Here is a 20524-nt window from a genome sequence, read left to right as displayed (position 1 = left end):
AGTAGGGGTTTGAGTTTATACTGTACGATAGAAATTTTTAGCACCATATGCAAGTAGTAGAAATAGTTATACGTAATAACACATATAAAATATCTTGCGAAAGTGGGAAGGGGAATCATTTATTACGCCTTGCTAATAGTTTTGACAAGTTAGTTAGTTCTGTATCTCAAAAAACTGGAGGTAAGGGTTCGGATGCATTAAATTTCTTACTTGCAGCACTAATTCTTGAGGATAAAATTTTAGAATTAACAAAGCGATTAGATGAAGTAAATCAAGAGCGCGAAAAGTATAGAAACGAGAAAAGAATAGAATATACTGAGGTACTAGATAAGGTAAATAAGATTATCACTAATCTTGAGTGCATAAAGGATTAGCTTCAATAAAGCAAGCAATTAAATTGACTATCTGACTATTCAAGCCAGGAGGGAGGTTTGTCTTACGAGTTATGTAACAATATAATTCGTAATCATCAAGATCAACTATTTTTTCGTATTCGATTAGTTCGCTTAAGGAAAATTTATCAAGATATTTCAATGCGAAATGCCCTAAAAGTATATCGGTTTCTTTGCAACCCCTATGCCAGCTTCTATATATTAATTTTCTTCTGAGTAGTGAGGTATCTGTCATTACAATTAAACTTTTTTTAATTTAAAAGTTAAACTAAATACTTGTCAAGCGAGGCGCATTTTAATATACTTAACATTTTGTTAAGATCTAAATATACAGGTGGAATTAATTTCTAATCTTATCCATCAATTTAGCGATGGAATATATTATTTTTTATCATTTTCTTTAATAATTTCTGTCATAGTATTCGTGCATGAATATGGGCATTATGTTGTTGCCAAAGCATGCAAAGTTAAAGTTGAATCTTTTTCTATAGGTTTTGGTCCTGAAATTTTTGGTTTTAACGATAAGTCTGGAACTAGATGGAAATTAAGCGTTGTTCCATTGGGTGGTTATGTTAAAATGCTAGGAGATACTAATGCAGCGAGTGTCCCAGCTGATCAACAAGAATTAACGGAAGAAGAAAAATTGTATTCATTTCATACAAAACCGCGTCATAAAAAAGCGGCAGTAGTTTTTGCAGGGCCTTTTGCAAACATGGTATTTGCTGTTATAGCTTTTACAATATTTTTTAGCATAGCAGGTTATTATCGCACTCCACCGGTGATTGAAAATGTAATCGAAGGTAGTGCAGCTAAGCAAGCTGGTTTGTTGCCAGGTGACACTATTACACAAATCAATGAGCATAAAATAAAATACTTTGAAGATATTTCACGTGTGATAATGTCGAATCCTAAAACAAGAATGGAGATTGAGTATAGCAGAAATAATGAGAAGCACAGGACCAGTTTAACTCCATTAATAATCAAGGACAAAGACGTTTTTGGCAACACAATAGAAAGAGAAACTATAGGGATTATTTCAGTCAATACATTAAAGCAGTCGTCTTTTCTTGGGGCTGTGAGCTTATCAGTAAGTGAAACTTACCACACTATGTGCTTAACGATCAAAGCTCTCTTTCACATTATTGTTGGTAAAAGGAGTATCAATGAAATAGGTGGGCCAATAAAAATCGCAAAATATTCAGGACAATCAGCTAAAAAGGGATTTATTATGGTTCTATATTTTATGGCAATCATTTCAGCTAATTTAGCTGCAATTAACTTGCTGCCAATACCACTGCTAGATGGTGGGCATTTATTTCATTATATCATAGAAGCGGTTATACGTAGGGATTTAAGCTTGAAATGTCAAAAATATGCAGCTATTTTTGGTGCTTTAGTGTTGTTTTTGCTTATGGCAACTGGAATGTCAAATGATATTAGGGATCTTTTTTGAAATAAAATATGAAAAAGCTATTTTATATACTGGTAGTGGTTTTTATTTCTTTTCCTGCCCTGCTTGTTGCTTTAGGAACTGCGGAAAAAGTGCAGGTGAAAGATGTCAAATGTATTGGTAATGAGAGGGTAAGCAACCAGACAATAGGGTTCTATATAAAACTAAAATCTGGTGATTATATAAACGACGATGATATAGACTCAATTATAAAAGATCTATATAAAACAAAGTTATTTGCTAGTGTTAATGCTTACATAGATGATAAAAAAAATTTAGTAATAAAAATTCAAGAAAATCCACTAATTAACAAGATAATATTAAAGGGTAATAAGTTATTTAATAGCAAAGAGTTACTAAATAATGTGATTCAGTCAAAATCGCTAACTATTTTCACTGAAACAAAATTGCAAAACGATTTAATGAATTTAATCACTACTTATAGAAATAACGGTAAGGTTGGCGTTAAAATTGAATATGAGTTGGAGAAGCTCGATAGTAATAGGGTCAATCTAATTTTCAAAATAAAAGAAGGCAAAACCTCTAAAATTAAGGATATAAGATTTATAGGCAATAAAAACTTTTCTGAAAATGAGCTAGAGCAAGTTATTAAAAGACATAGTAATGACATATTTAGTAAGTTATTTAGAGCCATTTTTAAAGGCGAAAATCATTATTCACCGCAATATCTATTGGTTAACACAGAATTGCTCGATCGTTTTTATTCGTCTAAGGGATATATTCAAAATAATATTCAACCAATTGTTGAGGTTGATAATAACAATCAAACAGAGTTAACTTTTTTGATTGACGAAGGACAGCAGTATTTGTTTGGAAATAATGAGGTTAATATTGAAACTGAAATTCAGGATTTGAGCCTAAAAGAAGAAATATTGGATTTTATAACAGAGGAAAACGATAAGATATTTAATAGAGTTAAAATTAATAATACAGTAGAAAAAATAAACAAATATTTAAATGAAAAAGGATACATATTTGCAAAAGTTAATCCAGAGTATGCACAACGTGACAACGTTGTAGATGTAACCTACAGAGTGCTGCCGGGTAAAAAGATTTATATAAATCAAATTACAATTGATGGTAACGATCGCACTTTAGATAAAGTGATCAGAAGTAAGCTAAGTGTAGCAGAAGGTGATGCATACAATATATCTGAGATTCAAAAGTCACGTAAAAAACTAATGAGTAGTGATTTTTTTGAAACAGTGAAAGTAAATAGTTACGCAGTTAATGACAATACAGTAAATCTTGACTTAAATGTTAAAGAAAAAAACACTACTTCGTTGTATTTGGGAGGCGGTGTGTCTCTTCCTGGTGGAGCATTGATTAAAATTGACCTCAAAGACCGTAATTTATTTGGTACTGGAAAAGAGCTCTCTTTTGCTCTTGAAAAAAGTCAATACGTATTTTCTACTGATTTAGAGTTTGTTGAAAATAATTTTAACGATTCTGATACGTCACTAGGCATGGGTGTATTTTATGAAAAACAAGATAAACCAAACACTACTTTTGATAGTTGCGATATGGGATTTTTTACAAAGTTATCATATAAAGTCACAGAGAACTTAACTAATTCCCTTCGCTATTCTTATAAGTATAATCATATACACATGGATAATAAGGGTGGACAAGACACCGATATCTCTGAAATAATACTGGACCGAAAAGGTAAACATCAGATTTCATCAGTGGGATACACGTTGGCATATAATAAACTGGATAATCTATATGCTCCAAAAGAAGGGTATTTACTGCGCTTAAGTCAGGATATTTCAGGATTGGGAGGAAACGTGAATTTCCTAAAATCTGAATTCTTATCTTTTTATACGCACCCTATATTAAGCAAAATTGACGATGATATAACGCTACGCTTTAAGATGGCGGCAGGTCATATTTTTTCTTATACTGATGAAAATCTAAACATTGGCCAGCACTTTTTTAAAGGGGGTAATGAGATTAGAGGGTTTGACCTTTCCGGTATTGGACCAAGAGCAGAAGACAAAAATAAAAGCTCATTGGGAGGCAAAACTTATTTTAATCTAACACAGCAAGTGGATTTTCCTCTACCAAAACTATATGACTATGCTGGTATCAAAGGCTCACTATTTGTTGACTATGCGACACTTTTTGGCTTAGATGATAAAAATAAGAAGTATGAAGGGAAATACTATGATAGCAAGCCTGTGAGAGTGTCACCAGGTTTTGGCTTTTCAATGCTTTCTCCTTTTGGTAGACTTAGATTGGATTTCGGGTTTCCTTTAGTAAAGGAATCTTATGATATAATACCATCACCAAATGTTAAATTTTCTATTGAAGCGGGGATTTGAATGAAATATATACAGTTATTTATATCAGTTATTGCCTTAATTATTTCCTTATTTGTGGGGTATAAGTTTGTAGGATATCAACCTCAGAACACAAAGGCTGCCATTATTGATAGTGATAAAGTTATCAATGAATCTCTTGCTCTGCAAAACATACAACAACAAATAAAGGAGCAGAATTCTAGATTACAACAAGAATTTGAAAGTGAGTTAGAAAAACTTAAGCCATCAAAAGAAGAATTTGAACTTTTGTCAGAAGAAGCAAAAAAAGAAAAGACAGAACAGTTTAATAAGCACACTGTAAATACTAGAGATAATTACGCTAAAAAAATGTTACATTTAGAAGAAAGCTATAGAGACGCAGTAGAGAGTGTTTTTAACAAGATAAAAGAAGTCGCTAAAAAAACGGCAGAAAAAAACAACATAGATTTGGTACTATTTATTTCAAAAAAGAACCAAGTTTTATACTCCATGGATGAAGTTGATTTATCAGATGTGGTATTAAACAATATAAACAAGAAAATACCTGAATTTGCTTTGAAAGGCATTGAGTAGGCTTATGCAATTTAATATCAGTGATATTATAAAAATATTACCACATTCTTATCCGTTTCTCTTAGTAGATAGAGTTATAGAGTGTGATCCTGGTAAAAGTATAAAAGCAATCAAAAATGTGACTTTCAATGAGCCATTTTTTATTGGCCACTTCCCTGGTCATCCGATAATGCCAGGAGTCTTGATAATTGAATCTCTAGCTCAGGCATCTGCTATATGTGTTCTAGGTAAAGAAACAATAGAAAATAAAGTTGTTTACTTGAGATCCATTGAAAATGCAAAATTCAGAAAGCTAGTTACTCCAGGGGACACATTGATTCTTCAAGCTACCATTCAAAGTGTGTGTTTAGGTGTACACAAATTTAGGTGTATTGCATCTGTTAGCGAAGAAAAAGTTGCAGAAGCAACAATCTCAGCAGTATTGCAAAATAAATAAAATCTTCATCTGTAAGAAACAGCATGTACACTTTATAGTATAGCAATGAAGCTGAATTTCAAAATCTCATTTTCGAATCTATATACTCGCAATGGATTAATAAAATTAGATGAGACATTTTTGAATTATATTAAATCATGTGATGAGAGCTTGTTTTGTTCATTAATTGAAGCAAGAGAAAAAGCAGCTTCTTCTTCGATGTCATCCCAGTGTCACTTCCCATCATCCCAGTGTCACCCCCCGTCATCCCAGTGCTTGACACTGGGATCTAGAAAACAAGAAGGACGGTCAGCTACTTGGATGACAGATAGCCAGCTCATTATAGACCTTTCGTACTTACTTGATGAATTTATTGCAAAACTTTTCAACATTGAAAAAGAAATAGAGGAGCTAAAGAAAAAGCACAACGACTTTGCTGTAATATATAAGTGCAAAAGATTATTTGTCCAACGCTATGCATTGAAGAAATACACTAATGTGGCGAATATAGATATTACTAACAAACTAAGTCATTTTCTCACTTTGCCAACAACAGAAAAAAATTTTGCTGAGCAGGTGATGCATTGGTTTGAAGATAAAGAAAATCACAAAGAAGAAATAGAACTTGCAGCACAATATGCAGTGTGGAGAGTAAAAAATAAACAGAGTATATTATTCAGTATTCATAAAAAAATCGACCACGAAAACCTCATACCATTTTCTAAAAAGGAAGTGGACAAAGTTGAAGTGCTGTATTCAAATGAAGTAAAAAGACGATACGGTTTTGATCTAACAAGCAAAAAGGTGAGTTTGAATAAAGCACTAGATAATGCTCACTACTGCATATTTTGTCATAAGCAAAGTAAGGACAGCTGCTCAAAGGGGCTAATTAATAACGACAATACTTTTAAACAATCTCCACTAAAAGTTGAACTGCACGGCTGCCCACTAGAGCAGAAAATATCAGAAATGAATCTGGTGAAAAGCGAAGGGTACAGCATAGCAAGTCTTGCAATTGTGATGATAGATAATCCGCTATGTGCAGCCACTGGGCACAGAATATGCAATGACTGCATGAATTCGTGCATATATCAAAAACAAGAACCCGTAAATGTGCCAGCAATTGAAACAAGGATTCTGGATGATGTGCTCAGTTTACCGTACGGATTTGAAATATATTCTCTGCTCAGCCGTTGGAATCCTTTAAATTTTCAGCGTTCATTGCCAAGAGAAAACACCGGAAAAAACGTTCTAGTTGTAGGCCTTGGTCCTGCTGGTTTTAATTTAGCTCATCATTTGTTGAACGATGGGCATAACGTTATCACCATTGATGGACTAAAGATTGAACCTTTGATCGATAATTTCCAGCTAATTAAAGATTTCAAACACGAAAAATTGAGTGAACGCACGGCAGGAGGGTTTGGTGGGGTGGCAGAATATGGTATTACTTCTCGGTGGGATAAGAATTACTTAAAGATTATTAGATTACTGCTGGAAAGACGTGAGCATTTCGCACTTTATGGAGGCATTCGTTTTGGTGGCACGATTAATGTTGATGACGCGTTCAACTCGGGTTTTGATCACATCGCCCTAGCACTTGGCTCTGGCAAGCCACGAATGATCAAAATAAAGAATATACTAGCTCGTGGAGTGCGTATGGCATCTGACTTTCTTATGTCGTTACAACTGACTGGCGCTCTTAAATTTGATTCTATAGCAAATCTGCAAGTTCGTATGCCGATAGTTGTAATAGGGGCTGGGCTTACTGCGATTGACACTGCCACTGAAGCTTTAGCGTATTATCCAATTCAAGTAGAAAAATTTCTTCTTCGTTATGAGATATTAGTTGATAAGTATGGAAAGGACTGTGTTGAAAAAGATTGGACAGAAGAAGAGCGCGAAATTGCGAATGAGTTTATATCGCACGCACAATTGATCCGAGAAAAGCAAAAGTTAGCAAAAAAAGAGAATAGAGAAATAAAAATATTAGAGTTAATGCAGAGCCTCGGGGGAGTGAAAGTTATATATAGAAAAGAGCTAAAAGATTCACCGAGTTATCGATTAAATAGCGAAGAGGTGCAAAATGCACTGTCAGAAGGAATTTACTTTATTGAAAACTTAGAGCCAGTTGAAGTTGTGACGGATAAATATAACCATGCTGAGTCAATAAAACTGATAGACACAAAATCCGGCGAAATCAAACGTATAAAAGCACGTTCTATTTTTATAGCAGCAGGTACTGAGCCAAATACGGTTATTGCAACAGAAGATGAAAAGCATTTTAAATTAAGTAATGGGTATTTTACTCAATTGAATTCATTGGGAAAAGAAATAGACCCAATATTTTCTCCTAAAATGCAAAATAAAGATAGAATATTAGTGTATAAGCAAGGCAATAAAACAATCAGCTTTTTTGGTGATCTTCACCCTTCGTATAGTGGCAGCGTCGTGAAAGCTATGGCAAGTGCTAAGAACGGCTACCCTATTATTTCTCAGCTTTTGAGTGGAGTTAATAGCTTCGTTTCTGTCATTCCAGTGTGTGATGTTGTGGGCCAGAAAAAAAATGCGTGGTCAAGTGTTGAAGACCTGGCTAATAAAGAATTATTTAATAGAATCAAAGAGCAATTCACTGCAAAGGTTATAAAAGTTCAATATTTAACAGACAAAGTTGTGGAAATAGTGATCAAAGCACCACTTGCGGCAAAGAATTTTAAGCCTGGGCAATTCTTTAGATTGCAAAATTTTGAAACCAATGGCAGAAAAGCCAATAATACAAACCTTGCTATGGAAGGTATAGCCGTAACCGGCACTGAAGTAGACAAAAAAAAAGGAATTATTTCCACTATTGTGCTGGAAATCGGCGGCTCCACTAATTTATGCAGACACTTAAGAGAAGGCGAGCAAATAATTCTTATGGGCCCAACTGGCAGACCTACTGAGGTTTACTAAGTCTCAATATTAAAGTGATGCCAAATTTTATTTCAAAAAGTAAATAACTTACTAACGCTCGTGCACAAATTAAAAATAAATTATGCACGAGTGTAGCGTTATGAATTAGGAGTGCTATATTAAAGCTTACCTCACTATTAAAGCTATCGGTCAGATTAGATTAAAAACCTAATCTGACCGGTTTCTCTATACCCTCTAAACTCTGATATAATTATATGATAATTAGTTTAATTAGTGGTTAATATGCAAATTGATTTTATTCATATATTGAGATAGCATAAACCATATTGGTTTTAATTATTGTGCAACTTTATAAATCGTCACTGTTACTTCTACTGACTGTATTAATAGTTATAGTCCTAAAATTACCTGAAAATTTGAGCATTGCAGTAAATTGGTCTCTCCCAATTCTAGATTTTGATTTATCTTTTCGTACCATACTAATATCTTTTTTATCAGTTGCATTTTTAGCTGTTCTACCAGCACAAAATTTGACTTTTTCAGAGATGCTATCTTTTGCTGCTTACACTATTAGTTCACTTTATGCAGTTTTATCTGAACATATGATATTGGTTATAATATTCTGTGAATTAATGACCATCAGTGCATTTTTTATTATCGCAGCTAGCTGTAGAGATAGTGGACCTGCAATAAGGTACGCTTGTGTACACTTTTTCGTTGGAGTTATATTAATAGCAGGATTGGCACTTCAAAGCACTAACCTGATAATTTTGGGTTTATTGATAAACTGCGCTTGTTTTCCTTTTTCATTTTGGGTTGTTGATGCATATCCTGCTGCATCGCTACATGGCACCACATATCTCTCTTTATTTACCACTAAAGTCTCTTTTTTAGTGATGCTTTTACACACTTATAACCTATGGCAAGATTGTACTGAAATATTAGCGCTTGTAGGCGCCATCACTGCAATTTACAGCATTATATTTGCTTCTCTTGAGCAAAATATTTGCAGATTTTTATGCTATAACGTTGTAGGACAAATGGGCTTGCTGATTATTGCAGGAAGTTTGCTCAGTCCTTCGGAAAAAGCAATACCAATTTTGATACTGCATATAATCTTCTCTCTTGTTTATCAATCATTATTGTTTGTGGTCAGTAATTCGATTATTTCACAAACAAAAACAATTAGTTTTAATGGAGTGGGTAAACTGATGTCAGTGGAAGGCATGTGTGCTATAATCGCAATACTTACAATGGCTGCATTTCCTGGAACCGTTGGATTTATCAGTAAATCATATATCACAGCTGAAATTGAAATGAACACTGTTGCCTTAAAAGGGTATAAAAATTTATATAAGCTTCTAAATTTGCTGCTTCATTTAAGCGTGGGGCTAAAGTTTCTTTATTACTTATTTATTGCAAAAAGTAAGTCAAAACCTTTAGCAGAGAGAGGAGGCAAAATGACTATGATTATTTTAGCATTTATATGCGTAATCGCTGGCAATCCTTACTTACCTATTTACAATAAACCTTCGATTTTCGATTTTGTGTACAACACAAAAAATATTTTGTCGCAATTTAATTTGTTACTATGTACCACTTTATTGTTTATTCCTTTACGCAAGTTATTTTACCCGAGAGTAAATTTTAAAATGGATGTTGATTGGATTTTTAGAGCTTTCATACCCTATATTGTCTTGTTGTTCAATCAGTTAGTCTCTAAAACTAGAGAAATGTTTGCCAGCGTAGTGCAAAACTTGACTAATCCACTTGTTGGTTTATACTTTAATAATATTACTAAACTTAAAGAAGTGCTGAGTTATAACTCAGTGAGTTTTGTTTCAGCTTCTTCTCTCTTTTTAATGAGTATTCTACTAATGCTATTATGTTTAAATCGTTAACTGAAAGTTTAAATTCTGTATTTAGTAAACTGAGAGGAAAGTCAATCATTTCTGAAGATGATTTTAATCTTGCCATGCGTGAAATGCGCATAGCCTTAATTGAAGCTGACGTTTCACTTGAAGTTGCAAAAAAATTCATCAACGACATTAAAGATAAAGTAATTGGGGAAAAAGTCATAAAAAGTGTTTCTCCAGCACAAATGATAATTAAAATTGTGCAGGATAATTTAGTTGCAGTTCTCGGATCAGAGAAAAGTGACTTAAATCTAGCAGTTAAACCCCCTGCTGTAATTATGATGGTGGGCTTACAAGGTGCAGGTAAAACAACTACCTCAGGAAAGCTTGCTTTCAAGCTAAAAAAGCAAAAGAAAAAAGTGATGCTTGCCTCTTTAGACATTTATAGGCCTGCTGCCCAGAAACAACTTGAAGTGCTAGGTAAACAAATAGATGTGCAAACTTTACCTGTAGTAATAGATGAGAAGCCCATTACAATTACAAAAAGGGCAATAGCAATAGCAAAGAACGATAATTATGATGTATTAATACTAGACACTGCAGGCAGGCTTCATATTGACAATAATATGATGAATGAGTTGAAAGCCGTAAAGGAAATAGCTTCACCTGCAGAAGTTATTTTAGTAGCCGACGCAATGATAGGCCAGGATGCGGTCAACATTGCCAAATCATTCAATGAGATAATAGGTGTAACCGGTATTATTCTCACCCGTATTGATGGTGATGCACGTGGTGGTGCTGCTCTTTCTATGAGAATGATCACCAATTGTCCAATTAAATTTATTGCTTGTGGTGAAAAATTAAGTGACCTCGATGATTTTTATCCCGATAGAATTGCAAAAAGGATACTTAGCATGGGTGATGTTGTATCATTGGTTGAAAAAGCTGCTGAGATTGTTGGTCAGGAAGAAATTGATAAGTTACAAAAGAAAGTGAAAAAAGGTAAATTCGACCTAAACGACCTAGTGGGAATGTTAAAAACTCTGAGTAAAATGGATGGCATTAGCAACATAATGAAATTCATTCCTAGTTCATTTACAAAAAAGCTAAGTAGCAGTGTGCCAGATGACAATAAAGTGAAAAAATATATAGCCATCATAAACTCAATGACTGAAAAAGAAAGGCAAAATCCAGATATTTTAAATGGCAAAAGAAGACTTAGAATTTCTAAGGGGTCCGGAACAAGTGTAACTGACGTTAATCTTCTGATTAAGCAGTATAATCAAATGAGCTCTATGGTAAATAAGTTCAGTAAAGTTGACCATAGTAAACTCAAAGAATCTGATTTGATGGATATGCTAAGCAGAAAGTAAGTGACCTTACCTTTAGCTATATCAAAAGCCGGCTTAGGTCTCGCAAAAAAATTTACAGCTTCTTGCTAGCCAAGAAATTTATTATTAATTTTAAGAAATACTATAGCTGACCCAAGCAACACGTCATACCGCCGCGGTATCTCTAGATCCCGCTAACACGTAGCGGGATGACGAGGCTTACCTTATCGGATTGTTTCAACACGTCATACCGCGATTCATTCGCGGTATCTCAGCCGCTAACAAGAGATCCCGCTAACAAGCAGCGGGATGACGAGTTACTATACCGCTGCGAACCGTCATACCGCCGTGGTATCTCTAGATCCCGCTAACACGTAGTGGGATGACGATTGTCAGGGTAGCTGTCATCCCAGTAGCCTCTTTCTCTTGTCATCCTAGTGCCCTGACTACTTGGATCCAGGAAAAAGAATGGTGTCATGCAAGTAGCTGACACTGGTCTCCATCCAAAAGGGTGTCATCCGAGTAGCTTGACTACTTGGATCCAGGAAACTTAATTGCAAGTAATGCATTGGGTTTGGTGAGTATGGGTTTTGCGTTATAGAATGAAGCACTTTTTGTGAATTTGTAAAGAAAACTGGATCCAAGTAGTCAGGGCACTGGGATGACATCATCCTTTTTTTTGGATTCCAGACTGGAATGACAGCAGTCCTACGTCATACCGCGATTCATTCGCGGTATCTCTAGATCCCGCTAACAAGCAGCGGGATGACGGTTGTCGTTTAGCTATAAATATTTAAGAAATTTACTAAACAGAAAAAAAGGCAAAAGAAGCCCCGTAGTTGGCTAATTACTTACATTATACTTTCAAGTATGGCGTTTTTTTATTCTAAACGCTTAATAACCGCGACTCAGCTGCTTTTAAATGCAACTAACCTTAGCTATAAATGTTTAAGAAATTTACTAAACAGAGAAAAAGGCAAAAGAAACCCTAGGGTAGCTAGTTATTCACTATCCATTTTTTAAGTTGGCGTTTTTTTATGTTTTAAACGCTTTATAAGCGCGTTTCAGCTTATGTAGGTAGAAGTTTGATAAAGACATAAGGTGCACATAGTGCAAAAAATTAAACATGAGACGCCAGATACGTGAGTTTTTTTGTCATTTAATCTGTACAGAGAAGATAAATAAATAGCTTCAGTGTTTATGATAAGGGGGCTGGCGGAGTTTGTCAAGCAAGTTTTTTCGTTTCTATTGTAATGACAGTTATGGCCTGTGCAAGAAATCTATTGATTTACAGCAGGTTCTTTGTTACAGTCCACAGTTATGCAAAGAAACTTAAAGCCTCATGAGTTTATTTACAGCCAGTGGTTTACATAATTTGGAACTGTATAGCTGAGTATTGTATATGATAATATTGATAACAAACGATGATGGCTTTGGAAGTGAAGGAATAAAATTACTCAAAGAGATTGCACGGAATTTTGCGCCAGAAATATGGATAGTGGCACCAGATACTGATAGAAGCGGAGCTGCAAGATCTCTTGATTATCCAGTGAAACAATCTATTGGAATAAAACAACATAGTGAAAGGGAATTTAGTGTGTCTGGTACTCCTGCAGATTGTGTCATTATTGCGCTAAATAAAGTTATGAATAAAAAACCAGACTTAATATTGTCCGGAGTAAATATTGGATCAAATGTCGGGGACGATATTTGTTATTCAGGAACAATTGGTGCTGTAATGGAAGGTGCTGCAAGGTCTATACCTTCTATTGCGCTAAGCCAAGTTTATCATGATAAAATAGACTGGCACAATACAAAGGTTTTTGCACCAAAGGTTATTGCCAAGCTAGTTAAGGTTGGTTGGCCTAAAAACATAGTGATGAGTGTAAATTTTCCTGCTACGGAAAAAGTAAAAGGAGTAGAATTTGCTGAACAAGGTGAATATAACATTGATGGGGATTTAACTTTTACTGAAAATTCGAATGGCTCTTTTAGCTTAAATTGGTCTCGAGAGCACTCAGGCAGTGGTAGTATAAATAAAATAAAAGAAGGATTTATTACTATTACACCGGTAAAATTAGATTTTACAGATTATGATACATTGAATACTATGAAAAATTCTTGTGCAGACGAATTTTCTTCTATAGCTGACTGAGAAAAACATTTGCATTGCTCCTAATAGATATTTCCTATTGTGTTATCGCGAGCAATTATTTTTTCTTCACCTGTATCCATGTTTTTAATCTTTAAAGTTTTACTACTCAATTCTTCATCGCCAAAGATTAAAGCAGCTTTAGCATTTGCTTGATTTGCTTTTTTCATTCGGGTTCTGAGCGTTCCGCTATATTCATAGATTACATATAAACCATTTCTGCGCAATTCATTCGCAAGTGTTAGGGTATATTCTTCAACCTCTCTACCGATTGGAATTAGGTAAATAGGTCGCTCTTCTTTCGGAGAATAATTGATTAACTCCATTATGCGCTCAATACCCCCTGCAAATCCTATTGCTGGAGTGTGTTTTCCACCTACTGAAGATACTAAATTATCGTATCTTCCACCGGCAAAAACTGCCCCTTGTGCACCTAAATCCTCTGTAACAAACTCAAACACTGTGTGGCAATAATAATCCAAACCTCGAACTAGTTTATTGTTTACGGTATAAGGTATATCAAGAATTGTTAATCCATTTAGTATTTGTTCAAAGAAATCTGAGGACTCTTTCGTATAATAATTGCTGATTTTGGGCGCATCAGAAATTATTGATTTATCTTTCTCGTCCTTGGAATCCAGTATTCTGAGTGGGTTTTTGATCAACCTATTTTTGCTATCTTCTGATAGATCATTTTGATACTTTGTAAAGTATAAGATCAAAGCTTCTCTATACTTAGTTATTGTTTCACTATCACCCAGAGAGTTGATTGCCAGCTTTACATTTTTATTGATGCCAAATTCAGTTAGTAAGTGCTGAGCGAGTGATATCAATTCAACATCGGCTTTTGAATCTTCTACACCAAAAACCTCAAAATTTATCTGATGAAATTGCCTCTGTCTTCCCTTTTGCGGTCTTTCGTAACGAAATGCAGGCCCTGTTGAAAATAATTTTATCGGCGTTTGCAGTTTTTTTTCAATGAGTAGCCTGACAACTGCTGCAGTGAACTCAGGACGTAAAGTTATGCTCTTTCCCCCTTTATCATTAAAGGTGTACATCTCTTTAGTGATGATGTCTGAGCTATCACCTAAAGTCTTTGTGAAAACTTCCGTATATTCAAATATTGGAGTTTGAGCAGGCAAAAAGCCATATAGACTTGAGATTCTGCTTGCTGTTTGCTCTATGTGTTTAAACTTGTACCATTCATCAAACAGGAGATCTTTTGTTCCTCTAACCGTTTGATTAGTCATAGTGTGGTCTCTATACCTGCAACCTCTGGTATGTGGTAGCTCAGCATATTCTGCACTCCTTGCTTTAAAGTAATTGCAGCACTTGGGCATCCAGAGCAAGCTCCTTGTAGCTCAACATAAACTATCCCGTCTTTATAGCCACGAAATTTGATATCGCCACCATCTTGAGCAACTGCAGGTTTGATATAACTTTCCATTAATTCTTTTATTCTATTTACAATTTCTATATCATTTTTATCAAAAAATTCTTCATCCGGTATATTATTATCATTTACTCCTTCTTTATCTAGTGCTTTTCCACCTGAAGTAAAGTGATCCATGATTGTAGTTAAAATTTCTACTTTTAATGTATCCCAATTAATTCCACCCAATTTTGTTACTGAAATAAAATCATGACCAAAAAACACTCTTACCACATGTTCTATTTGAAAAAGATTTGCTGCTAGTTTAGAATTTTTTATCTCATTTGCATTTGAAAAATCAGCCGTTTCTCCTTCGTTTAAAATTTCAAATCCAGGAAGGAATTTTAGCGTATTTGGGTTTGGTGTTTCTTCAATCTGGATGAACATGTTATTTACCATGACAATTATAATTGTTACTATTTAATCATAAAATGATAAAAAAATATACATGTCATTCATCTTTTTTCTTTTTTTAGTATTCATAGTAATTACATTTGTCTTGCCTAGCGTTGTTATATTTTTTCTTTTCCTGACAAAAAAAAATAATATGAGTTTCATGATGAACTCTATATTGAGTAAGTTTTTGAACGAATTTAGTAGCAGTAGAAGTTATACTGAAAATTACACTGGTGATAACATGTCCAAGGATGAAGCATTAAAGATACTGGGGCTGAATCCTGAGGCAAGTCAAAATGAAATCAATAAAGCATATCAAAATTTAATGAAATTAGTTCACCCAGATAAGGGAGGCTCGGAATATTTTGCGCAAAAGCTAAATGCGGCACGTGATAAATTGTTAAAAAAGTGATCTTAAAAAAAGTTTTCGTTTAACGAATTTCTTCCTTTGCTTTTTCTAAATACTCCAATATTGCTTCATGTAGTGCAGTCCATGTTATCTGTTCTTCCAGGGAAGGTATAAATTCTTGTCTCCAAGCATTCTTAAACTCCTGAAACCACTGTTTTTCAAAACCCTGAAATTCTAAAGAAATATCTACTTTAAAGCTATCAATTAAACTGGAAACTTCTGCAGCTTTAGAGCTATCTAGTGATTTTAAAGATAACACTCCACTCTTTAAAATCTCTAACTCTTCCAATACATTAAGCTTAAATGGTTTATAGAGTGAAGACCATATGCGATATCTTAAATAAGAATCATAGTATAACTTAATTTTGTACATTAAAGTGGTAGATGCATCAGGAGAAATGTTATTCTCATATTGTGCAAGAGAAGATAATAAATTCTCATAATCTACTTTGCTTAAACATGGTTGTAGAGTCGATTTAATTTTTTCACTAAAGGTTAGATAACTAGAAGAAATGCCATGACTATATTCACTAAAGAATTCAGGAAATATATCTGCTTGTTCTAGTTTAAGAGGTAGATCTTTTCTAATTTCTCTTGGTAAATTATGTATTGAAAACTGATAAATAACCCATACAAAATTCTCATCAAACTCATCTGAGTAATCAGCATTATTATCAGGAAAAATTACATTACCTTTCTTATCATTCCAAGGTTCTATCTTATAGAAAAATCTGTTCAGCCTTTGTTTTAATTTCAAAATACCTTCATTTCTATCACCTGCTTTATACAATGTTTTGCCCATTTTGTGTTTAGCATCTTTAGGGTTTATTCTGTCACTTATGTGCAATCCAATTTCATTTTTCTCTAATAACTCCCAATCAAACAATTTGTGTGGATCTGGTTTACGCATTGTATAGCCAAGCTCTGGATCATACACTATAGTTCCTATTTCAGAATGACTAAATATCATATCCCTTTTAATTTTAAAACGCTCCATAAGGTATAAAATCAGCTCTTTAACAGATCTCATTTGCTCTTCCGGAAAAAGCTCAAGTCCTGTGTTTACAATTTCAATACCTACAGAATAGTTGTTAAGCTTCCGTAACTCTTCAAGCTTACTATCTACCTTAACTCTTGCATAACTAATACCAGCATGCCATGCTTCTTTCTCTAATGGAACCATTAAGGTGATGCTGCCATCCCTATCGACAATAAAATGAACTGACAATCCTCTAGCATTCAGCGTATCTTTTGTACCTTTTAGTGTTGATGTTTCAGTATGGTGAACTATAACCATTAACACTTTTTTACCTGCCCTATCACCATAATTTAAAGCTGAAGCTGGATCTAAAAATAACAAATCCTGATCTTTCAATAATGGTAATTTTTCTTGTAAATCTTGAAAATCATTCTCGATATTGCTTGAACTGGATACTTGCCCAGATATGAGAAATGCTGAGACAGTAATCAGTAAAACTAATAAATATTTGTTGACTTTAGATAGTTGGATTTTCATACCATCTTCATAAACACTTTGTAGATAATTTTTCATTATATAGTTAGAATAGGGTTGTTGAATAAATTTACAAGACAAAATCATACTAGTCTGGTAGTAGTAACATGTTCAGAGATGGAGCATTTAAAGTGCTAGGAATAGATTCTGGAGCGAACCAAAATGAAATCAATAAAGCATATCAAAATTTAATGAAATTAGTTCACCCAGATAAAGGAGGCTCGGAATATTTTGCACAAAAATTAAACGCAGCACGTGACAGGTTGCTGAAGAGGTAATTAATATTGCTTTAAAGTTTTTATTTGTGCGTAAAGGATAAGTTGCTACAATAAAAAAATAAGATAAAAGTAGCAATGGACATGTGTTCAGAAAGGTTTAAGTTATGCAGGAAGATAACAAAAAAGAAACAATAAAAGAAGAAAAAGGCATATTAGGATGGATAGAATATAGATTGCCTATATTTTCTTTTCTAAGACACACTGCTTCTTACCAAGTGCCAAAAAACTTAAATTATGCTTGGAACTTTGGCTCTTTGGCTGGTATAGCGCTGATTTTACAAATAATAACAGGTATATTTCTTGCTATGCACTACACTCCGCATGTTGATTATGCGTTTAATAGTGTAGAGCGCATAATGCGAGATGTGAATTACGGGTGGTTAATACGCTACACTCACGCTGTTGGAGCATCGCTCTTCTTTATGGTAGTCTATGTTCATATAATGCGTGGATTATATTACGGATCTTATAAAAGACCGAGAGAGATGGTGTGGTTTATTGGAATATTTATATTTTTTGCAATGATGGCAACTGCCTTTATGGGATATGTATTGCCTTGGGGACAAATGAGTTTCTGGGGTGCAACAGTTATAACCAACTTATTTTCTGCTATACCTTTAATTGGCAATAAAATAGTTATATGGTTATGGGGTGGTTTTTCAGTGGATAACCCAACACTTAACCGTTTTTTCGCTCTGCATTATCTTCTGCCTTTTGTTATTATTGCTTTAGCTATGCTTCATGTGACAGCTCTGCATAGGTTTGGCTCTGGTAACCCAAGTGGAGTGGAGGTAAAATCAGATAAGGATACCATCCCTCTCTATCCTTATTATATAGTCAAGGATTGCATAACTTTTGGTCTGTTTTTTGTAGTTTTGTTCGCATTTGTTTTCTATGCTCCCAATTATCTTGGGCATCCAGACAATTATATAGAAGCTGATTCTATGGTCACTCCGGTACATATAGTGCCAGAGTGGTATTTTTTACCTTTTTATGCAATGCTACGTTCAATTCCAGATAAACTTACTGGTGTGCTTACCATGTTTGCGTCTATTTTAGTGTGGTTTTTGTTACCTTGGCTTGATAAATCAAAAGTTAAAAGTGGTGCTTATCGCCCGGTGTTTAAGAAATTTTTTTGGGTTTTTGCAATAAATTTTGTACTTCTTGCCTGGCTTGGAGGACAAGAGGTAAAAGAGCCTTACATCACTATGAGTAGGCTATCTACTCTTTATTACTTTGCATACTTTGTGATAGTTTTACCACTGCTTAGTAAGTATGAAAAGCCAAAACAACCACCAAAAACCTTAAGTGATTCTGTGCCGGAGATGAGGTGATGTCAATTCAAAGCAGATCTCTTACAAAATTCTCTGTCATCCCAGAGCTCTCTTCTGTCATCCCAGTGCTTGACACTGGGATCCAGAAAAAAAATAAATGGATTCCAGCATCATGTACACAATTGTATGAACGTTGTATACAACACACAGTGTCATTCCACTATCTTCCGTTGTCATCCCAGTGCTTGACACTGGGATCCAGGTATAAAAATACTTACAAATCATGCAATGGACAACAGATTCTAGGAGTGCATGATAACCATAATGTCAGTGATGAAATAAGCTGGATTCCAGTGTCAGCTACTTGCATGACATCAATTCGAAATTTACTAAAACAGTGGTTATGCATGGGATCTAATGTATTTGCAATCTTCTGCATGTTATTTCTATCTAGTCTTATATCTGCAGAAGAATTTAAATCATCACCAAATAAGAAAATAGACTGGAAATTTGATGGAATTGTCGGATCTTTCGATAGAGAGTCAATTCAGCGTGGCTATAAAGTGTATAAAGAAGTCTGTGCTGCTTGTCATTCAATGAATAGGGTAGCATTTCGTAATTTGCAAGATGTCGGTTTTTCTGAAGAAGATGTAAAACAAATAGCAGCTTCTTATCAAGTTAAAGATGGTCTGAATGATTTGGGTGAAATGTTTGACAGACCTGGAGTACCTTCGGATTATTTTATTGCGCCTTTTGATACAAAAGAAGCAGCTGCAGCAAGCAACAATGGTGCAGTCCCACCAGACTTATCATTAATTATTAAAGCAAGGCATGATGGTGCAAATTATGTCTATTCATTGTTAACAGGCTATCAAAACGGCGAACACGATGAAAATGATTTATATTTTAATTCGTATTTTCCAACAGGCAGATTAGCTATGGCGCCACCACTTTCTGAAGGAATGGTGGAATATGATGGTGCAAGGCAAGCCACAGTTGAAAATATGGCGTATGATGTGATAAATTTTTTACAATGGGCAGCAGAGCCAGAATTAGAGCGCCGGCATAAACTTGGATTAAAAGTAGTGGCGTATTTTATAATTTTAACAGTGTTTTTTGTATTAACTAACAACAAAGTTTGGAGCAAGCTCTATAAAAAGAAGTGATAGTCAATTTTGCCTCAAGCACAATGGTTGTCATCCAAGTAGCTAACACTGGTTCCTTTATGACGGTGTCATCCGAGTAGCTGACACTGGGATGGCTTTGTCGCATCGTACCTTATACGGTAATAATTTACGATAAATTCATGTAGCCATTTCGAATTTAGCCATACCAATGTCAGTAAATTTATTAAGCAAACAGCACTTAATGAGCAGTTCTTTTTCACGATTTATAGCTCTTTTCATAGAAGTCCGGATGTGATAAGGATAGATAATGATAAGGAGGTTGAATGCCAGCAGCATATAGTTATGATTTAAGAAAAAAAGCAATGGAGGCGCTAGACGAAGGAGAAAGCAGAGAAGCAGTGGCAGCAAGATTTAAGATTGGACGAACTACTTTATGGGAGTGGCAGCACTGTAGGCTTGACCATAAATTATGTTAAGATAGAAAATGACTATTTTAGATAGAGCTTGATGTAATGCAGTGCGATACAAAATAACGGTAGAATATAATGGTAGTAATTTCTCTGGTTGGCAAAAACAGCAACACTCTGCTAACTCAATCCAGGAGAAGATAGAAAATGCTATATTTAATTTTAGTGGTGAGAAAGTTATAGCTCTTTCGATAAAAGTCCGGATGTGATAGGATAAGGATA

17 protein-coding genes and 3 pseudogenes are annotated in these 20524 nt (G+C 34.5%); 15 read left to right on the top strand and 5 right to left on the bottom strand.

Annotation, left to right across the window (positions count from 1 at the left end):
• Positions 1-47: 47 nt before the first annotated feature.
• Complete coding sequence (locus OOL03_RS05915; protein ID WP_010082086.1) at positions 48-374, top strand: cell division protein ZapA; 327 nt, start codon at positions 48-50, stop codon at positions 372-374.
• On the opposite strand, the gene OOL03_RS05910 is transcribed toward OOL03_RS05915, so the two are convergent.
• Entirely contained in the window at positions 349-627 is a 279-nt protein-coding gene (locus OOL03_RS05910; protein ID WP_006279484.1) for an FAD assembly factor SdhE, read from the bottom strand. The genes OOL03_RS05915 and OOL03_RS05910 overlap by 26 nt on opposite strands.
• Before the next feature lie 99 nt (positions 628-726).
• Between OOL03_RS05910 and rseP the strand changes: the two genes are divergently transcribed.
• The 8 genes from rseP (at position 727) to surE (ending at position 13409) form a co-directional block, all read left to right on the top strand.
• Positions 727-1845 (top strand): RIP metalloprotease RseP, encoded by a 1119-nt coding sequence (rseP, locus tag OOL03_RS05905; protein ID WP_264707283.1) that lies wholly within the window; start codon positions 727-729, stop codon positions 1843-1845.
• Positions 1846-1853: 8 nt separating this feature from the next.
• Complete coding sequence (gene bamA, locus OOL03_RS05900; protein WP_319803716.1) at positions 1854-4190, top strand: outer membrane protein assembly factor BamA; 2337 nt, start codon at positions 1854-1856, stop codon at positions 4188-4190.
• A complete protein-coding gene (locus OOL03_RS05895; RefSeq protein WP_077188197.1) occupies positions 4191-4742 on the top strand; it encodes an OmpH family outer membrane protein in 552 nt (183 codons plus the stop codon).
• A 4-nt stretch (positions 4743-4746) separates the two neighbouring features.
• Entirely contained in the window at positions 4747-5178 is a 432-nt protein-coding gene (gene fabZ, locus OOL03_RS05890; RefSeq protein ID WP_264707690.1) for a 3-hydroxyacyl-ACP dehydratase FabZ, read from the top strand.
• Positions 5179-5223: 45 nt separating this feature from the next.
• The gene (locus OOL03_RS05885; protein ID WP_264707279.1) at positions 5224-8106 is read left to right on the top strand and encodes an FAD-dependent oxidoreductase; all 2883 of its coding nucleotides are present in this window, start codon (positions 5224-5226) and stop codon (positions 8104-8106) included.
• 302 nt (positions 8107-8408) lie between these two features.
• Positions 8409-9968 carry a proton-conducting transporter transmembrane domain-containing protein gene (locus OOL03_RS05880; RefSeq protein ID WP_264707277.1) on the top strand — a complete coding sequence of 520 codons (1560 nt, stop codon included), beginning with the start codon at positions 8409-8411 and terminating at the stop codon, positions 9966-9968.
• Entirely contained in the window at positions 9953-11296 is a 1344-nt protein-coding gene (ffh, locus tag OOL03_RS05875) for a signal recognition particle protein (protein WP_264707276.1), read from the top strand. Before OOL03_RS05880 ends, ffh begins: the two co-directional genes overlap by 16 nt.
• Before the next feature lie 1360 nt (positions 11297-12656).
• Positions 12657-13409 carry a 5'/3'-nucleotidase SurE gene (surE, locus tag OOL03_RS05870; RefSeq protein WP_007550279.1) on the top strand — a complete coding sequence of 251 codons (753 nt, stop codon included), beginning with the start codon at positions 12657-12659 and terminating at the stop codon, positions 13407-13409.
• Positions 13410-13429: 20 nt separating this feature from the next.
• Here surE and hisS read toward each other — a convergent pair whose 3' ends face one another.
• A complete protein-coding gene (gene hisS / locus OOL03_RS05865) occupies positions 13430-14656 on the bottom strand; it encodes a histidine--tRNA ligase (RefSeq protein ID WP_264707271.1) in 1227 nt (408 codons plus the stop codon).
• Complete coding sequence (locus tag OOL03_RS05860; protein WP_264707689.1) at positions 14653-15225, bottom strand: NifU family protein; 573 nt, start codon at positions 15223-15225, stop codon at positions 14653-14655. Before OOL03_RS05860 ends, hisS begins: the two co-directional genes overlap by 4 nt.
• A 169-nt stretch (positions 15226-15394) precedes the next feature.
• On the opposite strand from OOL03_RS05860, the gene OOL03_RS05855 reads away from it, so the two are divergent.
• Positions 15395-15646, top strand: coding sequence for a J domain-containing protein (locus OOL03_RS05855; RefSeq protein ID WP_223823149.1), 252 nt, complete (start codon positions 15395-15397; stop codon positions 15644-15646).
• 19 nt (positions 15647-15665) lie between these two features.
• Here the strand turns inward: OOL03_RS05855 and OOL03_RS05850 are convergent, their stop codons facing one another.
• Positions 15666-17195, bottom strand: a complete 1530-nt coding sequence (locus OOL03_RS05850; RefSeq protein WP_264707270.1) for an N-acetylmuramoyl-L-alanine amidase — start codon at positions 17193-17195, stop codon at positions 15666-15668.
• 92 nt (positions 17196-17287) lie between these two features.
• Here OOL03_RS05850 and OOL03_RS05845 point away from each other — a divergent pair, with 92 nt between their 5' ends.
• The 3 genes from OOL03_RS05845 (at position 17288) to OOL03_RS05835 (ending at position 19874) form a co-directional block, all read left to right on the top strand.
• Positions 17288-17434 carry a J domain-containing protein gene (locus OOL03_RS05845; RefSeq protein ID WP_244663040.1) on the top strand — a complete coding sequence of 49 codons (147 nt, stop codon included), beginning with the start codon at positions 17288-17290 and terminating at the stop codon, positions 17432-17434.
• A 104-nt stretch (positions 17435-17538) separates the two neighbouring features.
• Positions 17539-18768, top strand: a complete 1230-nt coding sequence (locus OOL03_RS05840) for a cytochrome b (RefSeq protein ID WP_264707267.1) — start codon at positions 17539-17541, stop codon at positions 18766-18768.
• Positions 18769-19115: 347 nt separating this feature from the next.
• Positions 19116-19874, top strand: a complete 759-nt coding sequence (locus tag OOL03_RS05835; RefSeq protein ID WP_264707688.1) for a cytochrome c1 — start codon at positions 19116-19118, stop codon at positions 19872-19874.
• Positions 19875-20012: 138 nt separating this feature from the next.
• Here OOL03_RS05835 and OOL03_RS07200 read toward each other — a convergent pair.
• Positions 20013-20111, bottom strand: a pseudogene (locus OOL03_RS07200) (IS5 family transposase); the annotation flags it as partial.
• A 47-nt stretch (positions 20112-20158) separates the two neighbouring features.
• Between OOL03_RS07200 and OOL03_RS05830 the strand changes: the two are divergent.
• Both OOL03_RS05830 and OOL03_RS05825 read left to right on the top strand, forming a co-directional pair.
• A pseudogene (locus OOL03_RS05830) lies at positions 20159-20281 on the top strand (IS630 transposase-related protein); the annotation flags it as partial.
• 71 nt (positions 20282-20352) lie between these two features.
• Positions 20353-20469: pseudogene (locus OOL03_RS05825) on the top strand (tRNA pseudouridine(38-40) synthase TruA); the annotation flags it as partial.
• Positions 20470-20524: the final 55 nt, after the last annotated feature.

This window comes from Wolbachia endosymbiont (group A) of Acrocera orbiculus (genome assembly GCF_947250015.1).
Taxonomy (GTDB): domain Bacteria; phylum Pseudomonadota; class Alphaproteobacteria; order Rickettsiales; family Anaplasmataceae; genus Wolbachia; species Wolbachia pipientis.
This window is presented reverse-complemented; position numbering and strand designations above follow the sequence as displayed.

What these genes read in the sequence shown, in the direction of transcription:
- fabZ (WP_264707690.1), top strand. Translation starts at nt 4,747, where the DNA reads ATGCAATTTAATATCAGTGATATTATAAAAATATTACCACATTCTTAT.
- hisS (WP_264707271.1), bottom strand. Translation starts at nt 14,656, where the DNA reads ATGACTAATCAAACGGTTAGAGGAACAAAAGATCTCCTGTTTGATGAA.
- OOL03_RS05855 (WP_223823149.1), top strand. Translation starts at nt 15,395, where the DNA reads ATGATGAACTCTATATTGAGTAAGTTTTTGAACGAATTTAGTAGCAGT.
- OOL03_RS05895 (WP_077188197.1), top strand. Translation starts at nt 4,191, where the DNA reads ATGAAATATATACAGTTATTTATATCAGTTATTGCCTTAATTATTTCC.
- OOL03_RS05885 (WP_264707279.1), top strand. Translation starts at nt 5,224, where the DNA reads ATGAAGCTGAATTTCAAAATCTCATTTTCGAATCTATATACTCGCAAT.
- OOL03_RS05915 (WP_010082086.1), top strand. Translation starts at nt 48, where the DNA reads ATGCAAGTAGTAGAAATAGTTATACGTAATAACACATATAAAATATCT.
- bamA (WP_319803716.1), top strand. Translation starts at nt 1,854, where the DNA reads ATGAAAAAGCTATTTTATATACTGGTAGTGGTTTTTATTTCTTTTCCT.
- surE (WP_007550279.1), top strand. Translation starts at nt 12,657, where the DNA reads ATGATAATATTGATAACAAACGATGATGGCTTTGGAAGTGAAGGAATA.
- OOL03_RS05910 (WP_006279484.1), bottom strand. Translation starts at nt 627, where the DNA reads ATGACAGATACCTCACTACTCAGAAGAAAATTAATATATAGAAGCTGG.
- OOL03_RS05840 (WP_264707267.1), top strand. Translation starts at nt 17,539, where the DNA reads ATGCAGGAAGATAACAAAAAAGAAACAATAAAAGAAGAAAAAGGCATA.
- OOL03_RS05850 (WP_264707270.1), bottom strand. Translation starts at nt 17,195, where the DNA reads ATGAAAAATTATCTACAAAGTGTTTATGAAGATGGTATGAAAATCCAA.
- OOL03_RS05835 (WP_264707688.1), top strand. Translation starts at nt 19,116, where the DNA reads ATGGGATCTAATGTATTTGCAATCTTCTGCATGTTATTTCTATCTAGT.
- ffh (WP_264707276.1), top strand. Translation starts at nt 9,953, where the DNA reads ATGTTTAAATCGTTAACTGAAAGTTTAAATTCTGTATTTAGTAAACTG.
- OOL03_RS05860 (WP_264707689.1), bottom strand. Translation starts at nt 15,225, where the DNA reads ATGTTCATCCAGATTGAAGAAACACCAAACCCAAATACGCTAAAATTC.